General features: G+C 67.4%; 24 protein-coding genes. 15 read left to right on the plus strand and 9 right to left on the minus strand.

From position 1 onward, the window contains the following. The first annotated feature begins 41 nt into the window (after window positions 1–41). The gene (locus ACSHSS_RS13300; RefSeq protein WP_445545067.1) at window positions 42–1,388 is read left to right on the plus strand and encodes an MFS transporter; all 1,347 of its coding nucleotides are present in this window, start codon (window positions 42–44) and stop codon (window positions 1,386–1,388) included. A 24-nt stretch (window positions 1,389–1,412) separates the two neighbouring features. On the opposite strand, the gene ACSHSS_RS13305 is transcribed toward ACSHSS_RS13300, so the two are convergent. Then, on the minus strand, window positions 1,413–2,363 hold the full coding sequence (locus ACSHSS_RS13305) for a LysR family transcriptional regulator (RefSeq protein WP_088926364.1): 951 nt from the start codon (window positions 2,361–2,363) through the stop codon (window positions 1,413–1,415). 343 nt (window positions 2,364–2,706) lie between these two features. On the opposite strand from ACSHSS_RS13305, the gene ACSHSS_RS13310 reads away from it, so the two are divergent. From ACSHSS_RS13310 to trhA, 3 genes are all read left to right on the plus strand, one after another. Next, window positions 2,707–4,785, plus strand: a complete 2,079-nt coding sequence (locus ACSHSS_RS13310; protein WP_006413727.1) for a carbon starvation CstA family protein — start codon at window positions 2,707–2,709, stop codon at window positions 4,783–4,785. A gap of 13 nt (window positions 4,786–4,798) precedes the next feature. Continuing rightward, the gene (locus tag ACSHSS_RS13315; RefSeq protein WP_006397447.1) at window positions 4,799–5,005 is read left to right on the plus strand and encodes a YbdD/YjiX family protein; all 207 of its coding nucleotides are present in this window, start codon (window positions 4,799–4,801) and stop codon (window positions 5,003–5,005) included. A 151-nt stretch (window positions 5,006–5,156) separates the two neighbouring features. Continuing rightward, window positions 5,157–5,777 (plus strand): PAQR family membrane homeostasis protein TrhA, encoded by a 621-nt coding sequence (gene trhA, locus ACSHSS_RS13320; protein WP_012216244.1) that lies wholly within the window; start codon window positions 5,157–5,159, stop codon window positions 5,775–5,777. Between the two features lie 34 nt (window positions 5,778–5,811). On the opposite strand, the gene ACSHSS_RS13325 is transcribed toward trhA, so the two are convergent. Both ACSHSS_RS13325 and ACSHSS_RS13330 read right to left on the minus strand, forming a co-directional pair. After that, complete coding sequence (locus tag ACSHSS_RS13325) at window positions 5,812–6,249, minus strand: nuclear transport factor 2 family protein (RefSeq protein ID WP_445545068.1); 438 nt, start codon at window positions 6,247–6,249, stop codon at window positions 5,812–5,814. Window positions 6,250–6,380: 131 nt separating this feature from the next. Continuing rightward, a complete protein-coding gene (locus ACSHSS_RS13330) occupies window positions 6,381–6,734 on the minus strand; it encodes a DOPA 4,5-dioxygenase family protein (RefSeq protein ID WP_445545069.1) in 354 nt (117 codons plus the stop codon). A 132-nt stretch (window positions 6,735–6,866) separates the two neighbouring features. On the opposite strand from ACSHSS_RS13330, the gene ACSHSS_RS13335 reads away from it, so the two are divergent. The 3 genes from ACSHSS_RS13335 to ACSHSS_RS13345 all read left to right on the plus strand — a co-directional run bounded on the left by ACSHSS_RS13335 (window position 6,867) and on the right by ACSHSS_RS13345 (window position 8,294). Further along, the gene (locus ACSHSS_RS13335; RefSeq protein ID WP_175744434.1) at window positions 6,867–7,025 is read left to right on the plus strand and encodes a hypothetical protein; all 159 of its coding nucleotides are present in this window, start codon (window positions 6,867–6,869) and stop codon (window positions 7,023–7,025) included. A 179-nt stretch (window positions 7,026–7,204) separates the two neighbouring features. Further along, window positions 7,205–7,582 (plus strand): hypothetical protein, encoded by a 378-nt coding sequence (locus tag ACSHSS_RS13340; protein WP_060041323.1) that lies wholly within the window; start codon window positions 7,205–7,207, stop codon window positions 7,580–7,582. Between the two features lie 223 nt (window positions 7,583–7,805). After that, a complete protein-coding gene (locus tag ACSHSS_RS13345) occupies window positions 7,806–8,294 on the plus strand; it encodes a hypothetical protein (protein WP_060041258.1) in 489 nt (162 codons plus the stop codon). A gap of 186 nt (window positions 8,295–8,480) precedes the next feature. Here ACSHSS_RS13345 and hpnH read toward each other — a convergent pair whose 3' ends face one another. Both hpnH and ispH read right to left on the minus strand, forming a co-directional pair. Beyond that, on the minus strand, window positions 8,481–9,641 hold the full coding sequence (gene hpnH / locus ACSHSS_RS13350) for an adenosyl-hopene transferase HpnH (protein WP_006413734.1): 1,161 nt from the start codon (window positions 9,639–9,641) through the stop codon (window positions 8,481–8,483). A 12-nt stretch (window positions 9,642–9,653) separates the two neighbouring features. Then, a complete protein-coding gene (ispH, locus tag ACSHSS_RS13355; RefSeq protein ID WP_006397435.1) occupies window positions 9,654–10,595 on the minus strand; it encodes a 4-hydroxy-3-methylbut-2-enyl diphosphate reductase in 942 nt (313 codons plus the stop codon). 397 nt (window positions 10,596–10,992) lie between these two features. On the opposite strand from ispH, the gene ACSHSS_RS13360 reads away from it, so the two are divergent. Beyond that, window positions 10,993–12,180 (plus strand): glycosyltransferase, encoded by a 1,188-nt coding sequence (locus ACSHSS_RS13360; RefSeq protein ID WP_048804256.1) that lies wholly within the window; start codon window positions 10,993–10,995, stop codon window positions 12,178–12,180. A 98-nt stretch (window positions 12,181–12,278) separates the two neighbouring features. Here the strand turns inward: ACSHSS_RS13360 and ACSHSS_RS13365 are convergent, their stop codons facing one another. Together ACSHSS_RS13365 and hpnA are read right to left on the minus strand one after the other, a co-directional pair. Further along, entirely contained in the window at window positions 12,279–13,664 is a 1,386-nt protein-coding gene (locus ACSHSS_RS13365; protein ID WP_217029434.1) for a phage tail protein, read from the minus strand. Between the two features lie 108 nt (window positions 13,665–13,772). Then, window positions 13,773–14,780, minus strand: a complete 1,008-nt coding sequence (hpnA, locus tag ACSHSS_RS13370; RefSeq protein WP_006407872.1) for a hopanoid-associated sugar epimerase — start codon at window positions 14,778–14,780, stop codon at window positions 13,773–13,775. A 153-nt stretch (window positions 14,781–14,933) separates the two neighbouring features. Between hpnA and ACSHSS_RS13375 the strand changes: the two genes are divergently transcribed. From ACSHSS_RS13375 to ACSHSS_RS13385, 3 genes are all read left to right on the plus strand, one after another. After that, window positions 14,934–15,230 carry an acylphosphatase gene (locus tag ACSHSS_RS13375; RefSeq protein ID WP_006407873.1) on the plus strand — a complete coding sequence of 99 codons (297 nt, stop codon included), beginning with the start codon at window positions 14,934–14,936 and terminating at the stop codon, window positions 15,228–15,230. Between the two features lie 6 nt (window positions 15,231–15,236). Then, a complete protein-coding gene (gene rarD, locus ACSHSS_RS13380) occupies window positions 15,237–16,136 on the plus strand; it encodes an EamA family transporter RarD (RefSeq protein WP_006412930.1) in 900 nt (299 codons plus the stop codon). A 396-nt stretch (window positions 16,137–16,532) separates the two neighbouring features. Beyond that, window positions 16,533–17,657 (plus strand): OpgC domain-containing protein, encoded by a 1,125-nt coding sequence (locus ACSHSS_RS13385; protein WP_445545070.1) that lies wholly within the window; start codon window positions 16,533–16,535, stop codon window positions 17,655–17,657. Window positions 17,658–17,732: 75 nt separating this feature from the next. Here ACSHSS_RS13385 and ACSHSS_RS13390 read toward each other — a convergent pair whose 3' ends face one another. Both ACSHSS_RS13390 and ACSHSS_RS13395 read right to left on the minus strand, forming a co-directional pair. Continuing rightward, on the minus strand, window positions 17,733–17,942 hold the full coding sequence (locus tag ACSHSS_RS13390) for a hypothetical protein (RefSeq protein WP_006397429.1): 210 nt from the start codon (window positions 17,940–17,942) through the stop codon (window positions 17,733–17,735). Between the two features lie 126 nt (window positions 17,943–18,068). Then, a complete protein-coding gene (locus ACSHSS_RS13395) occupies window positions 18,069–19,589 on the minus strand; it encodes a peptide MFS transporter (RefSeq protein WP_105776761.1) in 1,521 nt (506 codons plus the stop codon). 500 nt (window positions 19,590–20,089) lie between these two features. Between ACSHSS_RS13395 and ACSHSS_RS13400 the strand changes: the two genes are divergently transcribed. The 4 genes from ACSHSS_RS13400 to ACSHSS_RS13415 all read left to right on the plus strand — a co-directional run bounded on the left by ACSHSS_RS13400 (window position 20,090) and on the right by ACSHSS_RS13415 (window position 24,329). Then, entirely contained in the window at window positions 20,090–20,671 is a 582-nt protein-coding gene (locus ACSHSS_RS13400) for a cupin domain-containing protein (protein WP_012216254.1), read from the plus strand. 178 nt (window positions 20,672–20,849) lie between these two features. Then, on the plus strand, window positions 20,850–22,463 hold the full coding sequence (locus ACSHSS_RS13405) for a peptide ABC transporter substrate-binding protein (protein WP_039222603.1): 1,614 nt from the start codon (window positions 20,850–20,852) through the stop codon (window positions 22,461–22,463). Between the two features lie 11 nt (window positions 22,464–22,474). Beyond that, window positions 22,475–23,413, plus strand: coding sequence for an ABC transporter permease subunit (locus ACSHSS_RS13410; protein ID WP_059781320.1), 939 nt, complete (start codon window positions 22,475–22,477; stop codon window positions 23,411–23,413). Window positions 23,414–23,426: 13 nt separating this feature from the next. Continuing rightward, complete coding sequence (locus ACSHSS_RS13415) at window positions 23,427–24,329, plus strand: ABC transporter permease (protein WP_006397424.1); 903 nt, start codon at window positions 23,427–23,429, stop codon at window positions 24,327–24,329. Window position 24,330: the final 1 nt, after the last annotated feature.

A 24,330-nucleotide genomic window follows, 5' to 3' on the forward strand; every position in this document is an offset into this window, starting at 1 on the left:
AACCGGGCGTCGTCGCGCCCGGACTCAGGAGACTTCCCTCGATGACGGCTTCCGCCACCCGCTCGATCCCCGCGTGGATCGACGATGCGCCGCTCGGCGCGTTCCAGATCCGCGTGCTCGCGCTGTGCGTGCTGATCGCGCTGCTCGACGGCTTCGATACGCAGGCGATCGCGTTTACCGGCCCCGCGATTCTCGCGTCGTTTGCATTGCCGGCCGGCGCGCTCGCACCGATTTTGACCGCGGGGATCGTCGGCATGACGATCGGCGCGATGACGCTCGGCCTCGTCGGCGATCGCATCGGGCGCCGGCCCGCGATCATGATCGGGCTCGCGCTGTTCGGTGCGGCGACGCTCGCGACCGCGTGGGCGAGCAGTCCGTCGCAGATTCTCGTCCTGCGGTTCATTGCCGGACTCGGGATGGGCGGCTGTACGCCGGTGCTGCTCGCGCTCGCGGCCGAATACTGCCCCGCGCGGCTGCGCGGCGCCGTGATGACCGGCGTGCTGCTCGGGCTGCCCGCCGGCGCGATGCTCGGCGGGCTGCTGGCCGCGCGGATGCTGCCGGCGATCGGCTGGCAGGGCATTTTCGTGGTGGGCGGCGGCGTGCCGCTCGCAATGCTCGGCGCGGTCGCGCTGCTGCTGCCGGAATCGCTCTGCTATCTGGTGTCGCGCGACGATGCGCGTGCACAGCAGCGCGTGCGGGCGACGCTGTCGAAAATCGCGACGCAGCCGCTGCCGGCCGACGTGCGCTTCACGGTGCCCGACGAAGCAAGCGCGAAGGCGAGCGTCGGCGCCTTGTTCCGCAACGGCTACGCGCGCCGGACGCTCGGCATCTGGGCCATCTATCTGCTGAACTGGATCGCATGGTTCATGCTGCTGTCGTGGCTGCCGACCGTGCTCAAGGCGGCCGGTCTGATCGCGCAGCAGGCGCCGGTCGGCACCGTGATCGTGAATGCGGTATTCATCGTCTGCGCGATTCCGCTGTCGATCGTGCTGCCGCGCGTGAACGTGCGCAACCTGCTGTGCGCGATGTTCGCGTTCGGTATCGCGGTCGCGCTCGCGCTCGGCCAGGCCGGCACGAACTGGACGCTCGTGTTCGTGCTCGTCGGCGCGGCCGGCTTCGGGATCGGCGGCCAGCAGATCGCGCTCAACTATCTGATCGTCGGCGCGTATCCGACCGCGCTGCGCGCGACGGCGACGGGCTGGGCGATCGGAATGGGGCGTGCAGGCGCGATTGCCGGCTCGGCGATCGGCGGCACGTTTCTCGCGTGGGGCGGTGCGCCCGGCTTCTTCACCGCGCTGGCGGTGCCGCTCGCCGGCGCCGCGCTCGCCGCGTTCGGGCTGCGTCTCGGCCGCACGCCGGGCGCCGATCTCGCAGCGGCGAACCGCTGACGCCGCGAACGGGCGTCGGCCCGTTCAGTCCGGCGCCGGCCCGCGCCGCGCCGTCGGTTCGTGCTCCGACGGCGTCATGTATTCCATGCCCTGTTCTTCGTACAGATCGTAGATCAGCTGCAGCATGCGCTCGATGTCCTCGGACTGGTCGAGCATCCGCATGCTCATGATGATCGGCGACACGAGCTTCGCGTCGTCGAGATCCTTGTAGGCGATGTCGTCGCGCTTCAGCCCGTACACGCTCTTCGGCACGATCGACACGCCTTCGCCGGCCGCGACGAGCCCGAGCGCGATCTGCAGCTCGCGCGTCTCGATCACGCGCGCCGGTTTCAGCGAACGGTCGTGGAACGCCGCGAGCACCTGATCGGCATAGCTCGGCCGCGGCGCCTTCGGGAAGATGATCAGCGTTTCCTTCAGCAGGTCGTGCAGCGACAGCACCGGCTTCGCGTCGCAGAGCGGATGGCCGAGCGGCAGCGCCGCGATCAGCCGCTCCTCGCGCAGCACGACGCGCCGAATGCTCGGATCCTCGAGACGGATACGGCCGAAGCCGACGTCGATCCGGCCTTCCTTCAGCGCCTTGATCTGATCCATCGTCGACATCTCGTGGAGGCTCAGCTCGACTTCCGCGTATTGCTGGCGATAGCGGCGGATGATCTTCGGCAGCATCCCGTACAGCGTCGAGCCGACGAAGCCGACCGACAGGCTGCGCTCGATCTTGCCGACGCGGCGCGTCATCGATTCGAGTTCGGCGGTTTGCGCGAGCAGCTGCGCCGCATGCTGATAGAAGAAGCGCCCCGTCTCCGTGAGCTTGAGCGGGCGCGAATTGCGCTCGAACAGCTGCACGTCGAGCAGCTGTTCGAGCTGCTGGATCTGCCGGCTCAACGGCGGCTGCGCGATATGCAGGCGTTGCGCGGCGCGCGTGAAGCTGCGTTCTTCGGCGACCGCAACGAAATACCGCAGATGGCGTAGCTCCATGTTTCCTGCCGTCGAAGAGTGGGGCGTTGCGCAAGCCGGCGCGAACGCGCGTCGCGCGCCGGCCGATGTCGTATTTTACGGGACGCGCAGCGCATCCGATGCGCGCGCGGCCGCGCGGCGTACGGGCCGCTGCGCGGGACGCGACATGCAGGCCGCGTCCGCGCGCTACGTAATTCTACGTAGAGATGGTACGTAGTTGTCCGCTTGTAAGTGATGCGCGCCGCCGGAATACTACGACCCACTGCCCCGGCCGCCCAGGACCGGGGCGCGACGCTTTGACGTCACGTGGGCGCGGTGTGCCGCCGCGCTCAATCGAGAACCAAATAGGAGACTAGGAGACGCCATGAATCGGGCATCCAGCACCCTGATCTGGATCGCGGTCGCGCTGCTAGGCGCGTTCGCGTTCGGAACGATCGCACTCGCACACGGCGAGCGCGTCAGCGCGTTGTGGATCGTGATCGCCGCAGTCTGCGTGTATCTGATCGCATATCGCTTCTACAGCCGCTTCATCGCCAGCAAGGTCATGCAGCTCGACGGCCTGCGGATGACGCCGGCCGTCAAGTACAACGACGGCCTCGACTACGTGCCGACCAACAAGTACGTGCTGTTCGGCCATCACTTCGCCGCGATCGCCGGCGCCGGGCCGCTCGTCGGGCCCGTGCTCGCCGCGCAGATGGGCTACACGCCCGGCATGCTGTGGATCCTGGCCGGCGTCGTGTTCGCCGGCGCGGTGCAGGACTTCATCGTGCTGTTCATCTCGACGCGCCGCGATGGCCGCTCGCTCGGCGATCTCGTCAAGATGGAACTCGGTACGGTGCCCGGCGTGATCGCGCTGTTCGGCGCGTTCCTGATCATGGTGATCATCCTCGCCGTGCTCGCGCTAATCGTCGTGAAGGCGCTGACCAATTCGCCGTGGGGCACGTTCACCGTCGCCGCGACGATTCCGATCGCGCTGTTCATGGGCGTCTATACGCGCTTCATCCGGCCGGGCCGCATCGGCGAAGTGTCGATCATCGGCTTCGTGCTGCTGATGGCGTCGATCGCGTACGGCCAGCACGTGCACGACTCGCCGACGCTCGCCGCCTGGTTCACGTTCAGCGGCACGCAGCTCACCTGGATCCTGATCGGCTACGGCTTCGTCGCATCGGTGCTGCCGGTGTGGCTGCTGCTCGCGCCGCGCGACTATCTGTCGACGTTCCTGAAGGTCGGCACGATCGTCGGTCTCGCGATCGGCATCCTGATCGTCGCGCCGGAACTGAAGATGCCCGCGCTGACGAAGTTCGTCGACGGCACGGGCCCGGTCTGGTCGGGCAACCTGTTCCCGTTCCTGTTCATCACGATCGCGTGCGGCGCGGTGTCGGGCTTCCACGCGCTGATCTCGTCGGGTACGACGCCGAAGCTGATCGACAACGAAACCAACGCGCGCTTCATCGGTTACGGCGCGATGCTGATGGAATCGTTCGTCGCGATCATGGCGCTCGTCGCCGCGTGCGTGATCGAGCCGGGCATCTACTTCGCGATGAACGCACCGGCCGCCGTGCTCGGCTCGACGCCGGAAGCCGTCGCGAACACCGTCACGCAGTGGGGCTTCGTGCTGACGCCCGACATGCTCACGCAGACGGCGAAGGCCGTCGGCGAAACGACGATCATCGCGCGTGCGGGCGGCGCGCCGACGCTGGCGGTCGGGATGGCGCACATCCTGCACCAGGTGATTGGCGGCGAAGCGATGATGGCGTTCTGGTATCACTTCGCGATCCTGTTCGAGGCGCTGTTCATCCTGACGGCGGTCGACGCCGGCACGCGTGCGGGCCGCTTCATGCTGCAGGATCTGCTCGGCACGTTCCATCCGGCGCTCAAGCGCACCGAGTCGCTGCCCGCGAACCTGATCGCGACCGGCCTGTGCGTAGCGGCGTGGGGCTACTTCCTGTATCAGGGCGTGGTCGATCCGCTCGGCGGCATCAACACGCTGTGGCCGCTGTTCGGCATCTCGAACCAGATGCTCGCCGCGATCGCGCTGGTGCTCGGCACCGTCGTGCTGTTCAAGATGAAGCGCGAGCGCTATGCGTGGGTCACGATCGTGCCGACGGCCTGGCTGCTGATCTGCACGCTGACGGCCGGCTGGCAGAAGATCTTCGACGCGAATCCGAAGGTCAGCTTCCTCGCGCACGCGGCGAAGCTGCAGGCGGCAGTCGACGAAGGCAAGGTGCTCGCGCCGGCGAAGTCGATCGCGCAGATGAAGCGGATCATCTTCAACGACTATGTCGATGCCGCGCTCGCGGGGCTGTTCATTCTCGTCGTCGTCAGCATCGCGGTGTACGGGCTGATCGCCGTGCTGCGCGCACGCCGCGAGGCGAAGCCGACGGTGCGCGAGACGCCGTACGAAGCGATGCCGGCCGCGCAGGCGCTCGGCAGCGGACGCTGAAGCGGAGGCCGCGATGTTCAGCGATCTCGGCAGCGACCTGCGCAGCGCCGGACGTTATCTCGGGCAGGCGCTGCGGCTGATGGTCGGGCTGCCCGACTACGACACTTACGTCGCGCACATGCGCACGACGCATCCGGACCGCGAGCCGATGACGTACGAGGAATTCTTCCGCGAGCGTCAGAACGCGCGGTACGGATCGGGCGCGGGGAAGTGCTGCTGAACTGAACCGGCCGGACTCCGGTGATGTCAGTCGAAGGCGCCGTGACGCAAGTCACGGCGCTTTTTCATTGCGCGCGCGGCGCATCGCCGTTGTGCGGCGCCCGGTATCATGGAGCCCGTTCGTATCGAGGAATCGTGCAGGAGGATGGGTCGTGCATGTCGGTGAGCGTTTCAACAGCATTACGCACCTCGTCGGCGCGCTATTGTCGGTCGCGGGGCTGGCGACGCTCGTGACGATGGGCGCACTCGACGGCGACGCTTACAAGGTCGTCAGCTTCAGCGTATACGGCGCGATGCTCTGCGTGCTCTATGCGATCTCGACGCTCTATCACAGCGTGCGCGATCCGCGCCTGAAGGCGATCCTGCAGAAATGCGACCACGCGGCCATCTATCTGCTGATCGCGGGCAGCTATACGCCGTTTACGCTCGTCACGCTGCGCGGCCCGTGGGGCTGGTCGCTGTTCGGCGTGAGCTGGGGGCTCGCGGTGTTCGGCATCGTGCAGGAACTGACGCTCGGCCGGCGTACGCGCGTGCTGTCGATGGTGCTGTACGTGCTGATGGGGTGGCTCGCGCTCGTCGCGGTCCGTCCGCTGATTCATGCGTTGCCGCCCGTCGGCACCGCATGGCTCGTCGCCGGCGGCGTGATCTATAGCGTCGGCATCTACTTCTTCATCAACGACGAACGGATTCGCCACGGCCACGGGATCTGGCATCTGTTCGTGCTGGCCGGCAGCCTGTGCCAGTTCGTCAGTGTCGCGATGTATGTCGCGTGAGCGCGGCGCGTGACGCTGCGCGGCGGCGCGACTTTCATCCGAGATCGCGCGCGGCTGCCGCCGCCGCCAACGCCTGGAAGCCGACCCATCCCCAGTACACGCGGTGATGCGCGATCAGCCCGTCGCGGAGATCCATCACTTCGACGAGATCGACCTGATCGCCTTCCGGCGTCGCGCGCGGATATTCCCACAGGAGTTGCCGGCCGTTCGAGAAGAACAGGCCGGTGCGGTACCAGCGTCCGAGCCGATTGCGCGGATTGCGCAGGCCCGCCGCGAAGAACGCGCCGATCGCGGCCTTGCCGTGCAGCACGCCTGAACCGTGCGCGGGCAGCGTGACGACGATCAGCGGCGTTTCGAGCACCGCGTCGTCCGCATACAGTGCCATCAGCGCATCGAGGTCGCGGGCAACGACGGCGGCGTGCCAGTCGTCGTGAATGCGCCGTGCGCAGGCGTCGGCATCGGATGGAGTCATCGCGGGTTCCTCGAAAGATCGGTGACGAAGGAGGCCCACTGTATCGACGCTGCCCCGACGGACGTTTCAACGCAAACCGAAATGTCGATGCCGTCACGCGCGCGGCATCGGCGCCGCGCGATGCGCGATCCCTATCCCGCCAGCGCGTCGAGATTCAGCGCATACGACTTCCCGATCCACACTGCCGAATCGCGATGGTCGCGCAGATCGTCGCCGGTATTCGGGTGCAGGAAGATATCGAGCGCACCGTGATTCAGCACGAGCCACGGCACGATCTCGTCGAACTGCGCGGCGCCCAACGCGATCTGGTACGACCATGCCGGATGCGGCCCGACCGGGCGTTCGTGAAAGCGGCCGAGTTCGATGATCGCGCCGAAGCGTGCTTCGATGGTCTGACGAAACGTCCATGCCGCGTCGCGGCTGGCCGCATCGAAGTAGACGTGCGCGTGCCAGTTCCGGATGGCATTGACGTCGATGAAATCCATGGAAAGACCCGAAGAAAAGTAGAACCTGCATGATGCGCCGCATGAAGCGGCGCGATACGTCATTATCGCGCGCACGCGTCGGGCGTAGCGCGTCCTGGCGAGCAAGTGCTTGTCGGATGTCGAAAAGATGCGATGCAGGTGCGGGATTTTTCACGCGGCGTCACGTGCGGCGCATCGCGCAACGACGCGCGCGCCCTCCTTCTTGGCATCGGCAACATGTCGTTACGCAAATTGAAAAAAAGCCGTGCGCGCCGCGCGAAACTGCCGCGCAAAACGCGATCAGGTAATTGAATGGAATAAGGAAATTCCATTCCGGCGCGATTCTCGAACGCGGCCGGTTTCAGCCTGAACACCCGACCCGAAAATATCAATTGCGGATTCGGCTATTCAAGCGGGGCAGTGCGCGGCATACGATGGTTTCGACGCATCGCGACGATCGATGCGGAAACAACTATCTTGAGGACACCACCATGCGATCTCTCGTATCCGCTGCTGTTTTGTCCGGCGCACTCGTTGCGCTGCCCGCCGTCGCTTTCGCGCAGTCCGCCGGTGCCGACTGGTCGCCGAACGCCACGCATCTGACCTGGTCCGCGGCACGCGCGGAAACCGACGTGCAGTTGATGCAGATGACGCGCGTCGGCTATCGCGCGACGACGGCCGGCAACCAGAACTATCCGCTCGCGATGCAGCGCGCGCTCGAACGCGTACGCAACCCGGTGCCGGACCGCTCGGCCGAAGAGAAGGCCGCGATGCAGGCGCGCGCGGCGCGCGACGCGCAGACGGGTCATCCGGTCAGGGCGTTCTTCGTGAAGACCGCGTATTACCTGAAGGGCGAGAACACGTTCTGATGCAGGAGGCGAGCATGGGATGCATGACCCGATTCCCCGACGTCGTGCGTGCATCGGCACTGCGTCGGCTGCCGGACGTGCGCCCGGCGTCGCGAAGGATCGATCTGCGCGGCGCGTGGCGGCGTCCGCCCGGCCATCGCGGTGCGAGCCGCGGCGCCTGCGCGTGCCGAACCGGATTGCCCGATGTGAGCGCGGACGACGATCCGCGAAGCGAGCGCGAATCATGAAGGCCAGGAAGAAAACCCGTCGCCACGCGCCGCTGACGCGCGAGTGGCTGTTGCCGCTGCCGCCCGCGTACGCGCGCGACATTTCCCTCAAATGCCACATGGCGCTCGTCGCGCTGCGCGGCGAGCACGGCAGCGAAGCGCTGCTGCTGCGCTTGCGCACGAGTCTCTACCTCGTGTTCCTGGCACTCGACGACCTGACCGGCGCGGACGCGAGCGTCGACCTCTGCGTCGACGCGGAACGCGCGCTCGACGCGAGCACGGCGCGCGCCGAGCAAAGCGGCGCATGGACGCTGACCGACGACGAAGGGGCATTGCTCGAGCGCGTGCTTGCCGCGAACGACGCCTGTGTCGACTCGCTGACGCGATATCGGCTGGCGGAGCTGTGGCGGCATGTCTGCGCGTTCGTGGCGAGCGGCCAGCCGAAGCTGATCGAGCATGCGGCCGCGCGGATGCGGGCGCACCGCACCGAGGCGCTGGCCGCCTAGAGGCCGCGCACCGAGGGAGGTAGGAGGAGACAGGGCCGACCGTGCGTCCTCGCGGCTGCCGACGCGAGCGCATACCGGCAAGACGCGGCCCAAAACGAAAGCGCCACGGAGCGGCATTCACTCCGTGGCGCTTCTATTCCTGCGTGCATGCGCGGAGGCGAGGCCTCCGCTTTGCGCGACAGTCGCTCAGGCCGCCGTGGCCGGCTTCGCCGGCTTTTGCAGCTTGCCCTTGCCGGCACGCTGGATTTCCTCGAGCTTGATCTCGACGTGGCGCGAGAACACGTACTCGGCCGGGCGCTGCTTCGCGATCGAGATGTCCGGCGCGAACGGGCCGTCGGTGCGCACGCCCTTGCGGCTCACCGCGAACGCCTTCAGCGGATGCGCGATGGTGTCCATCACGGCGGTCGCCTCGAAGCCGCAGTGGACCATGCAGTCCGCGCACTTCTCGTAGTTGCCGACGCCGTAGCTGTCCCAGTCGGTCGTTTCCATCAGTTCCTTGAAGGTCTTCACGTAGCCTTCGCCGACCAGATAGCACGGCTTCTGCCAGCCGAACACGGTGCGCGCCGGGTTGCCCCACGGCGTGCACTTGTACGTCTGGTTGCCGGCCAGGAAGTCGAGGAACAGCGACGACTGGCTGAACGACCAGCGCTTGCCGCCTTCGCCGCGCTTGAGGATTTCGCGGAACAGGTTCTTCGTCTTGTCGCGGTTCAGGAAGTGCTGCTGATCCGGCGCGCGCTCGTACGCATAGCCCGGCGACACCGTGATGCCGTCGACGCCGATCGGCTTGAGCGTGTCGAAGAACTTCGCGACGCGCTCCGGAATCGCATCGTTGAACAGCGTGCAGTTGATGTTGACGCGGAAGCCGCGGCGCTTCGCTTCCTTGATCGCCGCGACGGCCTTGTCGTACACGCCATCCTGCGACACCGAGTGGTCGTGCATCTCCTTGTCGCCGTCGAGGTGGACCGACCAGACGAAATACGGGCTCGGCTGGTAGTCGTCCATCTTCTTTTCCATCAGCAGCGCGTTCGTGCACAGATACACGAACTTCTTGCGCTTCATGATGCCCTTGACGATTTCCGGCATCTCCTTGTGGAGCAGCGGTTCGCCGCCGGCGATCGACACGACCGGCGCGCCGCACTCGTCGACGGCCTGCAGGCATTCCTCGACGGACAGGCGCTGGTTCAGGATCGGATCCGGATAATCGATCTTGCCGCAGCCGTTGCACGCGAGGTTGCAGCGGAACAGCGGCTCGAGCATCAGCGCGAGCGGATAGCGTTTGTTGCCGGACAGGTGTTGGCGCATGATGTACGCGCCGACGCGGACTTGCTGGAGCAGCGGAATAGACAAGAGTTGTCCTCCTTAAACTTCGCGGGCGACAGCTTGCATGAGCTTCGCCGGCAGCTTGAATTCGACTTTTTCTTCACGGCCCGCCATCGTCGTGACCTCGACGGGCCCCAGCGCGCGCAGCGCGCCGATCACATCCTCGACCATCTCTTCCGGTGCCGACGCGCCGGCGGTCAGCCCGACCGTCTGCACGCCTGCGAACCATTCGGCCTTTACTTCCGAGCCGTCGGCGACCAGGTAGCTCGGCACGCCGCTTTCGGTGCCGATCTCGCGCAGCCGGTTCGAATTCGAACTGTTGGTCGCGCCGACCACGAGCAGCACGTCGACTTGCCCGCTCAGCTCGCGCACGGCGGCCTGGCGGTTTTGCGTCGCGTAGCAGATGTCGCGCGTGTCCGGGCCGACGATGTCGGTGAACCGGCGCTGCAGCGCTTCGATGATGCCGCGCGTGTCGTCGACCGACAGCGTCGTCTGCGTCACGTACGCAACCGGCGTGTCGACCGGCAGCGTCAGCGTATCGACTTCCGCTTCACTTTGCACGAGGATCACCTCGGCCGGAATCTGGCCGATCGTGCCCTCGACTTCCGGATGCCCGGCATGGCCGATCAGGATCAGCCGGCGGCCGGCCGCCACGTACTGCCGGCCCTGCACGTGCACTTTCGTGACGAGCGGGCAGGTGGCGTCGAGCACGTCGAGCCCGCGCGTCTGCGCGTCGCGCTCGACGGTCTGGGCGACGCCGTGCGCGCTGAAGATCGCGACGGCGCCATGCGGCACCTCGTCGAGTTCCTCAACGAATCGTGCCCCTTTATTACGCAGATTTTCGACGACGTGCCGGTTGTGGACGATTTCATGACGCACATAAACCGGCGCGCCGTGCTGTTGCAGCGCGCGATCGACGATCTCGATCGCGCGGACAACCCCCGCACAAAAGCCGCGAGGCTGGGCAAGGATGACTCGCATAAGTGAGCGAACTCCGACGACAGAAACGGGGTTCGAGGAGTTGGCACTTCAGCTCGATTGCCCCGGCTTGATGTTATGAAGGCAGGAACGACCGGCCCGGTCAGGCCCCGGAACCCCGAATTAATCGCGCATTTTAACCCTATCGGCCAGTCCTTGCTTTGGTGCTGTATTTGCCGTGTTGCAATCCCGGCACGGGCGCGTCGGCGCCCGCGCGCGCGGAACCCAGTAAACTACGCGGTTTCGCGGGCTGCCCGTCCGGCCGCCCGGCGTCGCGCTCATTTCAAGGCCTTTCGATGACCGTCGATTTTTCCGCGTATTGCCCGCTCGCCCGTGCGGTTTCGGGCGTCATTCCGACCCCGATTGAACGATCCGGCGCGCGCCGGCAGGAGACGTGCCGATGATGCCGGCGATCGCATTTCTGTTGTCCGGCCTGTCGCTCGTGATCTGGATCGTGCTGCTCGTCGCGCGCGGCGGCTTCTGGCGCGCGCAGCCGGCGCGGCCGCTGCCGCCCGAGGCGCGCGGCGCGGCCGCGGACGCCGGCTGGCCCGCCGTCGTCGCGGTCGTGCCGGCGCGCAACGAAGCCGACGTGATCGCGCGCGCGGCGACGTCGCTGCTCGAGCAGGACTATCCGGGCGACTTTCACCTGATCATCGTCGACGATCACAGCGACGACGGCACCGCCGACGCCGCGCGCGCCGCCGCGCTGGCCGCGAACCGCGCGGACCGGCTGACCGTGCTGAGCGCGAAGCCGCTGCCGGCCGGCTGGTCGGGCAAGGTGTGGGCGCAGTCGCAGGGGATCGCGGCGGTGCGCACGCTCGGGCTGCCGGCCGACTATCTGCTGCTGACGGATGCCGACATCGGCCATCCGCCCGACGCCGTCGCGCAGCTCGTCACGCGCGCGCAGGCCGAGCAGCGCGATCTCGTGTCGCTGATGGTGCGGCTGCGCTGCGATTCGTTCTGGGAAAAGGCGCTGATCCCGGCGTTCGTGTTCTTCTTCGCGAAGCTCTATCCGTTCTCGTGGATCAACAATCCGCGCAACAAGACGGCCGGCGCCGCGGGCGGCTGCATGCTCGTGAAGCGCACGGCGCTCGAGGAAGCGGGCGGCATCGAGTCGATCCGCGGCGCGCTGATCGACGATTGCAGCCTCGCCGCGCAGATCAAGCATCGCGGCAGCGGCCGTCATCCGATCCGCCTCGATCTCGCCGATCGCAGCGTGTCGCTGCGCCCGTACGACAGCTGGCGCGACATCTGGAACATGATCGCGCGCACGGCGTTCACGCAGCTCCACTATTCGCCGTGGCTGCTGGCCGGCACGCTCGTCGGGATGACGATCATCTATCTGGTGCCGCCCGTCGCCGCGCTCGTCTACGGCGCGCGCGCGTGGCCCGCGTGGCTCGCATGGGCGTCGATGTGCGCCGCATACGCGCCGATGCTGCGTTACTACCGGCGCTCGCCGCTCTGGGCGCCCGCGCTGCCGCTCGTCGCCGCGTTCTACGTCGGCGCGACGTTCGCGTCCGCGTGGCGCTACTGGCGCGGCAAGGGCGGCCAGTGGAAGGCGCGCGTGCAGGCGCCGGTCGAACGCTGATACTTGCCGGCGCCGCATGCGCGGGCGCCGAACGACAAACGGCCCGACCGGCATGCCGCCGGTCGGGCCGTGTTGCATTCAGGCGCCGCGAGTGACGCTCAGCGCTGCGTGAGCAGCATGTACATCTGGATCACGACGTCCGGCGAGAACGTGAACGGCACCCAGCCGTAGCCGGTGTGACGCATGACCAGCAGACGATCGCCGTTCGACTGCTTCTGCACGGCCATCATCGGATTCTTCGTCGACACGAAGCGCCAGCCTGGCGGGATGCCGTTCGGCGGCTCCGGCTGCATCGAGGCGCGCGCATGCGCGAGTTCCTCGATCAGCTGGCCGAGCTGCTCCGGATGCAGCGTCATCGATTCGCCGTTGATCGTCAGCGTCAGTTCGTTCTGCGTCGGCCGCGAGACGTGCAGCGTCGATTTGTCGGCGGGCGCGGGCGCCGCATTCGCGTCCGCTTCGGCGGCGGAGACGACCGCGGTGCCGGTTTCCGTCGCTGCATCGGCTTCGGTTTGCGCTTCAGTGGCGGCCGGCGTCGCGGCGTTCGCCTCTTGTGCATCGCGCACGTCGTGCGCTGCCGCATCGGCCGACGGCGCCGGCGCTGCGGCGTCCGAAGCGGTTTCCGCTGCCGACGCATCGGTCGACATCGCATCCTTCATCACCGCTTCGACGAGCGCTTCGGCATCGGCGATCGCCTTTTCATGGCGTTGCGCCGCGGCTTCCGCGTTCGCGATCGCTTCGGTATGGCGCTGCGCGACGGTCTGCGCTTCCGCCGTCGCGTCCGCATGGCGGCGCGCGGCCGCTTCGGCCTCCGCGATCGCTTCCGCATGACGTTTCGCGAGCGCCTCGGCCTCGGCCGTGGCCTCGGCGTGGCGCTGCGCGGCCGCTTCGGCTTCGGCGATCGCCTGCGCGTGACGTTGCGCGAGCGCTTCGGCCTCGGCGGTGGCCGCCTCGGCTTCGGCCGTCGCTTCCGCGTGACGCTTCGCGGCGGCTTCCGCTTCGGCGGTCGCCGCTGCGTGACGCTGGGCGGCAGCCTCCGCTTCGGCCGCGGCCGCATGATGACGTTGTGCGGCGGCTTCCGCTTCGGCGATCGCGGCCGCATGGCGCTGCGATGCGGCTTCGGCATCGGCGTGACGTTGCGCGAGCGCTTCGGTCAGCGCGGTCGCTTCTGCGTGACGCTGCACGGCGGCTTCGGCCTGCGCGGCGGCATCGGTGTGGCGCCGTGCAGCGGCTTCGGCTGCGGCGGTCGCTTCGGCGTGGCGTTGCTGCGCGGCTTCCGCTTCGGCTGCCGCATCGAGATGGCGCTGTGCGGCGGCCTGCGCTTCGGCTTCGGCCGCCGCGTGACGCTGCGCTGCCGCCTGGGCCTCGGCCGCGGCGGCGCGCGCGAAGGCTTCCGCGCTGCGGGCCGCCTGTTGCGCAGCGTGGTGATCGTGGAGGAGCTGATCGACGCCGGTGTTGAGTGCATCGATCTGGTCGTTCAGGTTCATGCGTGCTTTCTCTACGTAGGACCCGCGATTTTACCCGCTGAGCCGCGCGCGGTCCGCGCATCACGTGTAACAAAGTCCGCAATCCGGCGCGCTGCGCGCCGCTTTGTGCTACTTCAGGTAGCCCGCGCCGCGGAACCAGTCGAGCGCGTCGCGCAGCCCGTCGCGGTACGGCCGCGCGCGGTAGCCGAGTTCGCGTTCGGCCTTCGCGGACGTGAAGTACATCTTGTTCTTCGACATCCGCAGCCCGTCGACCGTGACGAACGGCTCCTTCTTCGTGAACTTCGCGACCGCCTCGGCGCCGACCGCGAGCGGGTACAGCGGCCAGCGCGGCAGCGCGATCGTCGGCGCCTTGCGGCCCGTCATCTGCGCGATGTCGGCGAGCATCTGCTGCAGCGGCAGATTCTCGCCGCCCAGGATGTAGCGCTCGCCGATCCGGCCGCGCTCGAGCGCGAGGAAGTGGCCGTGCGCGACGTCGTCGACGTGCACGAGGTTCAGCCCCGTATCGACGAACGCCGGAATCTTGCCGAGCGCGGCTTCGACGATGATGCGGCCGGTCGGCGTCGGCTTCACGTCGCGCGGGCCGATCGGCGTCGACGGGTTGACGATCACCGCGGGCAGCCCTTCGTCGGCGATCATCCGCTCGACCGCACGCTCGGCGAGCACCTTGCTGCGCTTGTACACGCCGATCGCCTGCTCGGGCGTGAGCGGCCGGTTCTCGTCGGCCGGATCGCCGGCGCTCGTGACCTTCAGCGTCGCGACGCTGCTCGTATAGACGATCCGCTCGACGCCTTCGGCGCGCGCGGCGCGCATCGTCGCGACGGCGCCTTCGAGGTTCGCGCGTTCGATCTCGTGCGGATCCGGCGCCCACAGCCGGTAGTCGGCCGCGACGTGCAGCAGGTAGCGCACGCCGCGCAGCGCGGCGCGCATCGACGTCTCGTCGCGCATGTCGCCGGTGACGATCTCGGCGTCGAGATCGGCGACGTTCGTGCGCGGGCTCGTCGGGCGCACGAGCACGCGCACCGCATAGCCCTTCTGCTGCGCGATGCGCGCGACGGCCGAGCCGACGAAACCGGACGCGCCGGTGACGAGAACGAGATCGCGGGAGGTATCAGTCATGCCATTCCTTCTTGGCCGCGCGCGAACGGCGCGGCGGTTGAGCGTCGGCGAGATTGTACGTGTTCGGCGCGCGCGGCGGCCGGCCGACCCCGTGTGAGAACGGGCCGACGCGACTACAATGCCGGGCTTGGATGCAACTGGAGGGGCGACGCGATGAACCGCGATGAGCTGGACGAACGGATCGAGACCTACTACGTGCGCGTGCGCGGCGTCGTGCAGGGCGTCGGCTTCCGTCACGCGACGGTGCGCGAGGCGCACGCGCTGAAGCTGCGCGGCTGGGTCAGCAACCTCGAGGACGGCAGCGTCGAGGCGATGATCCAGGGCCCCGGCGCCCAGATCGACCGGATGCTGGCGTGGCTGCGGCACGGGCCGCCGGCCGCGCGCGTGACCGAAGTGACGTTCGAGGAACGGCAGACCGACAAGCGCTTCGAGCGCTTTCAGCAGCAGTAAGCGCACGTGACGGGGTATCCGGAGGCCGGGCGCGGCGTGATGTTGTCGGTGGCGGCGTCGACGCTGTTCGCGCTGATGTCCGCGTATGCGAAATGGCTGACGCCGCTCACGGGCCTCGACATTTTCGCGTGGCGCGTGCTCTGGACCGCGCCGGGCGCGCTCGCGCTGATCGCGCTGCGCGGCCGCTGGCCGGCGCTCGCGGCACTGCTCTCACGCAGCGTGCGCGACTGGCGGCTGCTCGTCGCGCTGCCCATGACGGCCGCGCTGCTCGGCCTGCAGCTGTGGCTGTTCCTGTGGGCGCCGCTGCACGGGCGCATGCTCGAAGTGTCGCTCGGCTATTTCCTGCTGCCGCTGACGATGGTGCTCGTCGGCCGCTTCTACTATCACGAACGGCTCGATCCGCTGCAGTGGGCGGCCGTCGCCTGCGCGGCGCTCGGCGTCGCGCACGAAGTCTGGGCGACGCGCGCGTTCGCGTGGCCGACGCTCGTCGTCGCGCTCGGCTATCCGCCGTATTTCGTGCTGCGCCGGCGAATCAACGCCGATTCGCTGGCCGCGTTCGCGGTCGAGATCGTGCTGCTGTGTCCGATCGCGGTCGCGATGGTCGCGACGAGCGGCACGCCGGTCGCGCCGCATCCGCTGCTGTGGTCGACGCTGCTGCCGGGGCTCGGCGTGCTCAGCACGCTTGCGCTCGCGAGCTATCTGAAGGCGAGCCGGATGCTGCCGATGGCGCTGTTCGGCATCCTCGGCTATGTCGAGCCCGTGCTGCTCGTCGCCGTATCGCTGTTGTTGCTCGGCGAGACGCTGACGGTCGCGAAGCTCGCGACGTACGGGCCGATCTGGGTCGCGGTCGCGTTGACCGCGTGGCACAGCGCGATGCTGATGCGGCGCTTGCCGGCGCGCACCTGAACGCGCCTGAGCGCACCTGGGCGCACGTCGCGCCGACGCGCGTCGCCTCGAACGCATCTCGCTCGACACACCTCACGCGCGAATCTGACCGTCGCCCGTCGACGCGCTGACGCCAAACTGGCCGCGTTGCCAGCTTCATGCAATCGATATCGCCCCTGTAATGCAACCCAAGATTCGGTTGCACTTTGTTACTTAGGGCAGGTCCGGGACGGCTATTAGACTGAGCTAACCGTCTTTCTTCGTATGCAGTGCTCCAATGAACGGTCGTCTCCGTGCCCGCCTTGCCGGGTCGGCGCGATACGGGCATACGCGTATCGCCGCCGGCCGCGCTCGGCTTCCTGTTTCGCCTTCCGTTTCGTCCGGCACCGCGCGTGCCCATTCCGTGCAGGTGCGCTCATGTCGATGAACGCGCCGCCTTCCGCTACCGCGTCGTGGCCGCGCAGCGGCCGTCTCATCGAAGTCGACTTCTTCCGCGGGATCGTGCTGCTGATGATCGTCGTCGACCACATCGGCGCGAGCGTGCTGTCGCGCGTGACGCTGCATGCGTTCGCGCTGTGCGATGCGGCCGAGGTGTTCGTGTTCCTCGGCGGCTTCGCGACCGCGAGCGCGTACGGCGCGATCGCCGAACGGCAGGGCGCGCGTGCGGCGCAGCGGCGCTTCGTGCGGCGCGCGATGCAGATCTACCGCGCGTTTCTCGCGACGTCGACGCTGATGCTGGTCGTGTCGGCAGTGCTCGACCATTACGGGATCGACGCGCCGAACCTCGCGCTCGACGACGTCAGCGTGATGCTCGCGTCGCCGCTCACGGGCCTCGCCGAGCTGCTGACGTTCCAGCGCCAGCCGTATCTCGCGTCGGTGCTGCCGATGTACGTGCTGTTCGCGCTCGCGTCGCCGGTGCTCGTGCCGTTCGCGCGCCGCCATCCGTGGCCGCTCGTCGTGCTGAGCGTCGCGTCGTGGCTCGCGGCCGGCTGGCTCGGCCCCGAACTGCTCGATACCGACGGATTCCGCTGGAGCTTCAATCCGTTTGCGTGGCAGCTGATGTTCGTCGCGGGCGTGCTCGCGCGCTGCCAGCCGTTCTACCGGCGCGTCGCGCTCGGCCGCTGGGGCGCCGCGGCGACCGGCCTCGCCTGCGCGGTCGTGCTCGGCTGCGCGAGCTACAAACTGTTCTCCGGCCTGCCGGTGCCCGAAGGCGTGCTCAAGCGCGATCTCGCGCTGCCGCGCGTCGTCAGCTTCGCGGCCGTGGCGTGGCTGATGGCGGACTGGGTGCGCTACGGCTGGATCGCGCGCGTCGCGCAGGCCGTACGGCCCGTCGTCGCGGTCGGGCAGCGCGGGCTGATCTGCTTCGCCGCGGGCGCGGCGATCTCGCTCGTCATCGACTCGCTGCTGCACCCGGTCGCGGGAAGCGCCGAGCTGCGGCACATCGGCGTGGGCCTCGCGGCCGACGCGTGTGCGCTCGGGCTGATGATGGCGGTGGCCGGTTCGGGCGCGTGGATTTCGCGGTGGCGCACGGCCGCCGCGTGATGCGGCGCGCGCGCAGGTGCGGATGGAGGCGAAAAGGGGGAGCCGGCGCTGGCGCCGGCGTGCGCGCATCGCGTCTCAGTGACGCTGGACGATGCGCGTGCGCGGATCGACGGTCGGATCGTCGGATTCGGTCTCGTCGTTGTCGCCGGGCGTCGCCCGGTCGTCCTGCTGCGCGAGCACCGCGTCGGCTTCGGCTGCCGCGCGCGCGGCGCGCAGTGCGGTGCAGCGCTGCGCACGCCGGATGTCGGACAGCATTCTCAGCAGCCGCGTCGTCTTGCTTTTCATGGGCCTTCTCCCGCCGGCGCGCATCTGGGGGGATGCGCCGCTTGCAATCAGTGTAGGACGCGATTGCGCTGCCGGCAGGGGAATGTGGCGGCCTGTGGCGTGCGCGCAGCACGCCGGCCGCCGGACTTACTGAACGGCGGCGACGTTCTGCGCCTGCAGCGCTTCGTCGCGGCGCTCTTCCGCGCAGCGCTGATGCTGGCGCGACAGGCGGTTCATCATCGGCAGCAGCAGCAGCGCGAGCACCATGCCGATCGCGGCGAGCCAGCCGAGCTTCTCGAACAGCGACAGATAGAGCGGCAGCGAATCGACGGCCGGCAGCTCGTGCGACGGCATCTGCGCGAAGTTCGCGACGACGCTGCCGAGATACTGCGACACGCCGGTCGCGACGAAGTACGCACCCATCATGAAGCCGCTCATCCGCGCCGGCACGTAGCGCGCGATCATCGCGAGGCCGAGGCCGCTCACGAGCAGTTCGCCGAGCGAGTAGAGGCCGTAGCCCCACACCATGAACCACGACGACACGCGACCGTCGACCGCATAGCGGCCGCTGATCGTGAACACGAGATAGCCGGCGGCGACAGCGCCAAAGCCGAGCGCGTACTTCGCGGCGACCGGCAGATCGCGGCCGCCCTTCGAGAACGCGTTGTAGATCCACACGAGCACCGGGCTCAGCAGCATGATCCAGATCGGATTCAGCGCCTGGAACTGCGCGGCGCTCCACGTAAACAGCGTCGTGCCGAACAGGATGAAGCGCGGATCGACGTTGCGCAGCGCGAACAGCGTCAGCGACGTCGACATCTGCACGTAGAAGATGAAGAACAGGATCACCTGCGCGATCAGCACGAGCGCGGCGATCAGGCCGGCGCGCTCCGAGCGTTCCGACTTCGCGATCATGTACGCGAAGATCGCGAGGATCGCGACCGCGGCCGTCCACACGCTTGCCACTGCCAGTTGCTTGTGCTGCAGCACGTACAGCGTGACGAGCGCGAGCGCGACGCCGCCTGCCGCGACCGCGCCGAGGCGCTTCCAGCGGATCGGCTCGTCGTCGGGCTGCGAGCCGATGTGCGCGAGCGTGCGATGCATCAGCATGAAGTTCAGGATCGCGAGCAGCATGCCGCCGCAGCAGACCGCGAACGCGGTGTGCCAGCCCCAGTGATCCTTGATCCACGGCGTCGCGAGCATCGACACCGTCGAGCCGATGTTGACCGCCATGTAGTAGATCGTGAACGCGCTGTCGATGCGCGCGTCGTCGCCTTCGTAGATGCGGCGCACGAGGTTCGCCGCGTTGGCCTTGAACAGCCCGTTGCCGACGACGATCACGCCGAGCGACGCATACATATAGGCGAGCGCGTCGTTCGGCACCGACAGCATCAGGTAGCCGGCGCACAGCACGGCCGCGCCGAGGATCATCGTGCGGCGCGCGCCGAGCACCTTGTCGCCGATCCAGCCGCCGATCGACGGCGAGGCGTAGACGAGTGCGGTGAACGCACCCCACGTGAGGTTCGCATGGCTGTCGGTGAAACCGAGCCTGTCGACCATGAAGAGGACCAGGAGCGCGGCCATGCCGTAGTAGCCGAAGCGCTCCCACATTTCGATGAGGAAGACCGTCGTAAACGATCGGGTTTGTGAAACAGGTGCGTGCATCATCAATCTCGGTTGAAACGGACGGCGCGGATCGCGCGTCGCCTGAGGGTAGAACTGGCGCCTGGGCGCGTGGGCCGGGTAGGCCGCTACGCAGGCAATGGCAGCAGTCGGGCGGTTAGCCCGGGCCGGGGTCGGACTCCGCCGGTGTCGGCGGCGCAAGGCCCCGACCGGCGCGCGAATGGTAACGTTTGCCGGTCCGGTGCGTCAGGTCCGCGCCACATAGGGAAATCCCCGAGATGGCAGCAGCTTTCAGGAACATTCGTCTCATCATTTGTTTGTAAACTTCGCGTCCGGCGCTCCGCAAAATCCCGGAGAGCCGCTTGCAGCTTGCCTGTGAAGGCGGCGAGTCTGGCAAGATAGCGGGTCTTTTCGCGCGCTTCGGGCCCTGTTTAGTGCACCGGGCTCAACGCCGAAGGCATGTGCGAACCTGAAGACTAAGCGATATTAACGAAACTTAGTTACTTTCCATCAAACATTTTTTGACGACCACTTTTCGGCCTGCTATGGTTCCCCCCACTGAAAACTCGCGGTCTGCCGTCGCTGCCGCCGCACTGGGCAGCAAGATTCGCGCGTTGCGCCAACGATTGAAGCGCACGCTCGACGAAACGGCGACAGCCGCGGGCATTTCGAAGCCGTTTCTGTCGCAAGTCGAGCGCGGGCTCGCGTCGCCGTCGCTGACGTCGTTGGCCGGCATCGCTCAGGCGCTCGGCGTGACCGTGCAGTATTTCGTCGATACGCCGAGCGAGGAGCGTTCGGTGTGTCGAGGCGAGCAGCTGCGCTTTTTCGGGTTCGCCGATTCGGCGAACCTGTTCGCGAGGCTGACGAACCTCTCGGAAGGCCGCCAGCTCGAGGCGATCCTCGTGCGGATGCCGCCGGGGCAGAAGCGGTCCGAGGTGACGACACATGCAGGAGAGGAGTTCCTGTATGTGGTGGAAGGAGAAGTGTCGCTGACGCTGGAAGGCAAGACGTTCGTCCTGCAGGCCGGCGATAGTTCGCACTACCAGTCGACGGTTCCGCACAGCTGGGCCAACACCGCGAAGATCGAATCGGTGGTGGTCTGGGTCGGTACGCCGAGGCTGTTCTAACGCACAGGTATTCCTTCGTTTCTCGGACGGGATGCCTGTCGAAAGAAACGTAAGGGATACTAACATGCAATACGAGAACCACGGGCCTCCTCAATCGCTGCCCCCGACAGCGTCTTACGCGTAATCCGCGGCCTGCGCCGCGCGACGCTCACCGAACAACCTTCTCAAGACTGCCACGATGAAATCCTTGCATGCCATGTCGGCCGTGCTGGCCGCGCTCGTCCTGACGACGCCCGCCGCCCGTGCCGTAACCGTCCCGTCGAACGTCACGCTTGCCGCGCAGCAGGATCTGACGCGACAAGTGCCCGCCGAAGTCGAGTCGCTCGATCCCGCCCACATCGAATCGTGGACCGGCAACACCATCGGCCTCGACCTGTTCGAAGGGCTCGCGCGCATCGACGCGGCCGGGCAGGTCGTGCCGGGCGTCGCGCTGTCGTGGGAACGCAAGACGCCGCAGACGTGGATCTTCAAGCTGCGTCACGACGCGAAGTGGAGCAACGGGCAGCCCGTGACGGCCGCCGATTTCGTCTATTCGTGGCAGCGCCTCGCCGATCCGAAGACGGGTTCGAAGTACACGATCCTCGTCGAGTTCGTGAAGAACTCGAAGGACATCATCGCGGGCAAGGCCGCGCCGTCGACGCTCGGCGTGCGCGCGGTCGATCCGTACACGCTCGAGGTGACGACCGACGTGCCGGTCGCGTTCTTCCCCGAGCTGACCGCGATGGCGCCGCTCGCGCCGGTGAACAAGGACGTCGTCGCGAAGTTCGGCGACGCGTGGACGCGTCCCGGCAACATCGTCAGCAACGGCGCGTACCAGCTCGTCGACTGGCAGCCGAACAACCGCATCGTGATGACGAAGGATGCGAAGTACTGGAACGCGCCGAAGGTCGTGATCAACAAGGTCACGTATCTGCCCGTCGAAAGCGACGAGACCGCGATGCGCATGTATCAGGCCGGGCAGATCGACTACAGCTACTCGATTCCGTCGGGCATTTTCCAGCAGGTCAGCAAGCAGTTCGGCGCCGAGCTGCGCCCGGGCCTGCAGCTCGCGACGTACTACTACTACCTGAACAACAGCGATCCGGCGCTGAAGGACAAGCGCGTGCGCCAGGCGCTGTCGATGGTCATCGATCGCGACGTGCTGACGTCGAAGCTCACGCAGGCCGGCGAGAAGCCGATGTACGGCCTGATGCCGAACGGCACGAAGGGCGTGCAGCCGTTCACGCCGGAATGGGCGTCCTGGCCGATGGCCAAGCGCGTCGAAACCGCGAAGAACCTGCTGAAGCAGGCCGGCTATTCGGACGCGAAGCCGCTGTCGTTCACGCTCACGTACAACACCAACGATCTGCACAAGAAGGTCGCGCTGTTTGCCGCATCGGAATGGCGCACGAAGCTCGGCATCAACACGAAGCTCGAGAACGTCGAGTTCAAGGTGCTGATGAAGGAGCGGCATGACGGCAAGGTGCAGATCGCGCGCGACGGCTGGTTCGCCGACTACAACGACGCGATGACGTTCTTCGATCTGATCCGCTGCGGCAGCTCGCAGAACACCGTTGGCTACTGCAACAAGCAGGTCGACACGCTCGTCGACGAGGGCAACCAGAAGCTCGACGACAAGGCCCGCGCCGCGCTGCTCACGCAGGCGCACGACACCGCGATGAACGACACGCCGATGGTGCCGCTGTTCCAGTATTCGGCCGATCGTCTCGTGAAGCCGTATGTGGGCGGCTATTCGCTGAAGAACGTGATCGACATGCGCGCGTCGCAGGACATGTATCTGATCAAGCACTGAGCGGAGCGATCATGCTGGCCTATGCCCTGAGGCGCACGTTGTGGGCGGTGCCGACGATCCTCGCGGTCGTCACCGTCTGCTACCTGCTGCTGCACTTCACGCCCGGCGGCCCGTTCGATACGGAGAAGCAGCTGTCCGCCGCGACGCTCGCGAACCTGAACGCGAAGTACCACCTCGACGAACCGCTGTGGAAGCAGTACCTGCTGTATCTCGGCTCGCTGCTGCGCGGCGATCTCGGGCCGTCGTTCCGCTACGTCGACTGGTCCGTGAACGATCTCGTGAGGAAGGCGCTGCCCGTGAGCCTCGGCGTGGGCGGCCTGTCGATTCCGCTGTCGATCGTGCTCGGCGTGCTGCTCGGCACCGTCGCGGCCGTGCGCCGCGACAGCGTGATCGACCGCTTCGTGATGCTGATCGGCAACTTCGGCAACGTCGTGCCGCCGTTCGTGCTCGGCCCCGTGCTCGTGTGGATCTTCGCGATCCTGCTGAAGACCTCGGCCGGCAACGGCTGGCTGCCGGCCGGCGGCTGGGGCGACGGCGGCTGGCAGTATCGCTTGCTGCCGATCGTGCTGCTGACCTTCATCAACGTGTCGCTGCTCGCGCGCGTGATGCGCGGCTCGATGATCGAGACGCTGTCGAGCAACTACATCCGCACCGCGCGCGCGAAGGGGCTGCCAGGCTCGACGATCGTGCTGCGCCACGCGCTGAAGCCCGCGCTGATGCCGGTCGTGTCGCTGTTCGGCACGGTCTGCATCACGTCGATCACGGCGGCCGTCGTCACCGAATCGGTGTTCGCGCTGCCGGGGCTCGGGCAGCTCGTCGTGAACGGCGCGATCAATCGCGACTACACGCTGGTGCTCGGCCTCGTCGTGCTGACGACCGTCTGCGCAGTGCTGTTCAACCTGCTGGTCGACCTCGCCTACGCATGGCTCGATCCGCGCATTCGTTACTGAGCGAGGCCCTGCGATGACTCCCACTACGCCAGCCGTCGGTCTGCCCGCGCAGACCGATACGCCGCCGCGTTCGCGCTCGCCGCTGGCGCTCGCGTTCGCGCGCTTCCTGCACAACCGCGCGGCCGTGTTCAGCCTCGTGCTGCTCGCGCTGATCGTGATCGCCTGCTTCGTCGGCCCGTGGCTGCTCGCGGCCGATCCGGCCGCAAGCGACTGGGGCGCAATCAGCCTGCCGCCGACGCTCGCGAACCAGCACTGGTTCGGCACCGACGAGCTCGGCCGCGACTTGCTCGTACGCACGCTGATCGGCGGGCGCGTGTCGATCGAGGTCGGGCTGCTCGGCACGCTCGTGTCGGGCCTGTTCGGCGTCGCGTGGGGCGCGACGGCGGGCTTCGCGGGCGGCCGCGTCGACGCGGTGATGATGCGCATCGTCGACATGATGTACGCGATCCCGTATCTGCTGATCGCGATCCTGATGATGACGCTGTTCGGCCGTTCGTTCCTGCTCGTCGTGCTGACGATCAGCGCGTTCTCGTGGATCGACATGGCGCGCGTCGTGCGCGGCCAGACGCTGTCGCTGCGCAACCGCGAGTTCGTCGACGCGGCGCGCGCGATCGGCGTGTCGCCGGTGTCGATCGTGCGCCGCCATATCGTGCCGAACCTGCTCGGCGTCGTCGTCGTGTATGCGACCGTCTCGGTGCCGAACATCGTGCTGACCGAATCGGTGCTGTCGTTTCTCGGGCTCGGCGTGCAGGAGCCGATGACGAGCTGGGGCGTGCTGATCCAGGACGGCGCGCAGAAACTCGAATCGATGCCGTGGCTGCTGCTGTGCCCGGCCGTCATGCTCTGCGTGACGCTCTATTGCGTGAATTTCGTCGGCGACGGCCTGCGGGATGCGCTCGACCCGAAGGATCGCTGAA

Source organism: Burkholderia sp. BC1 (assembly GCF_052683555.1).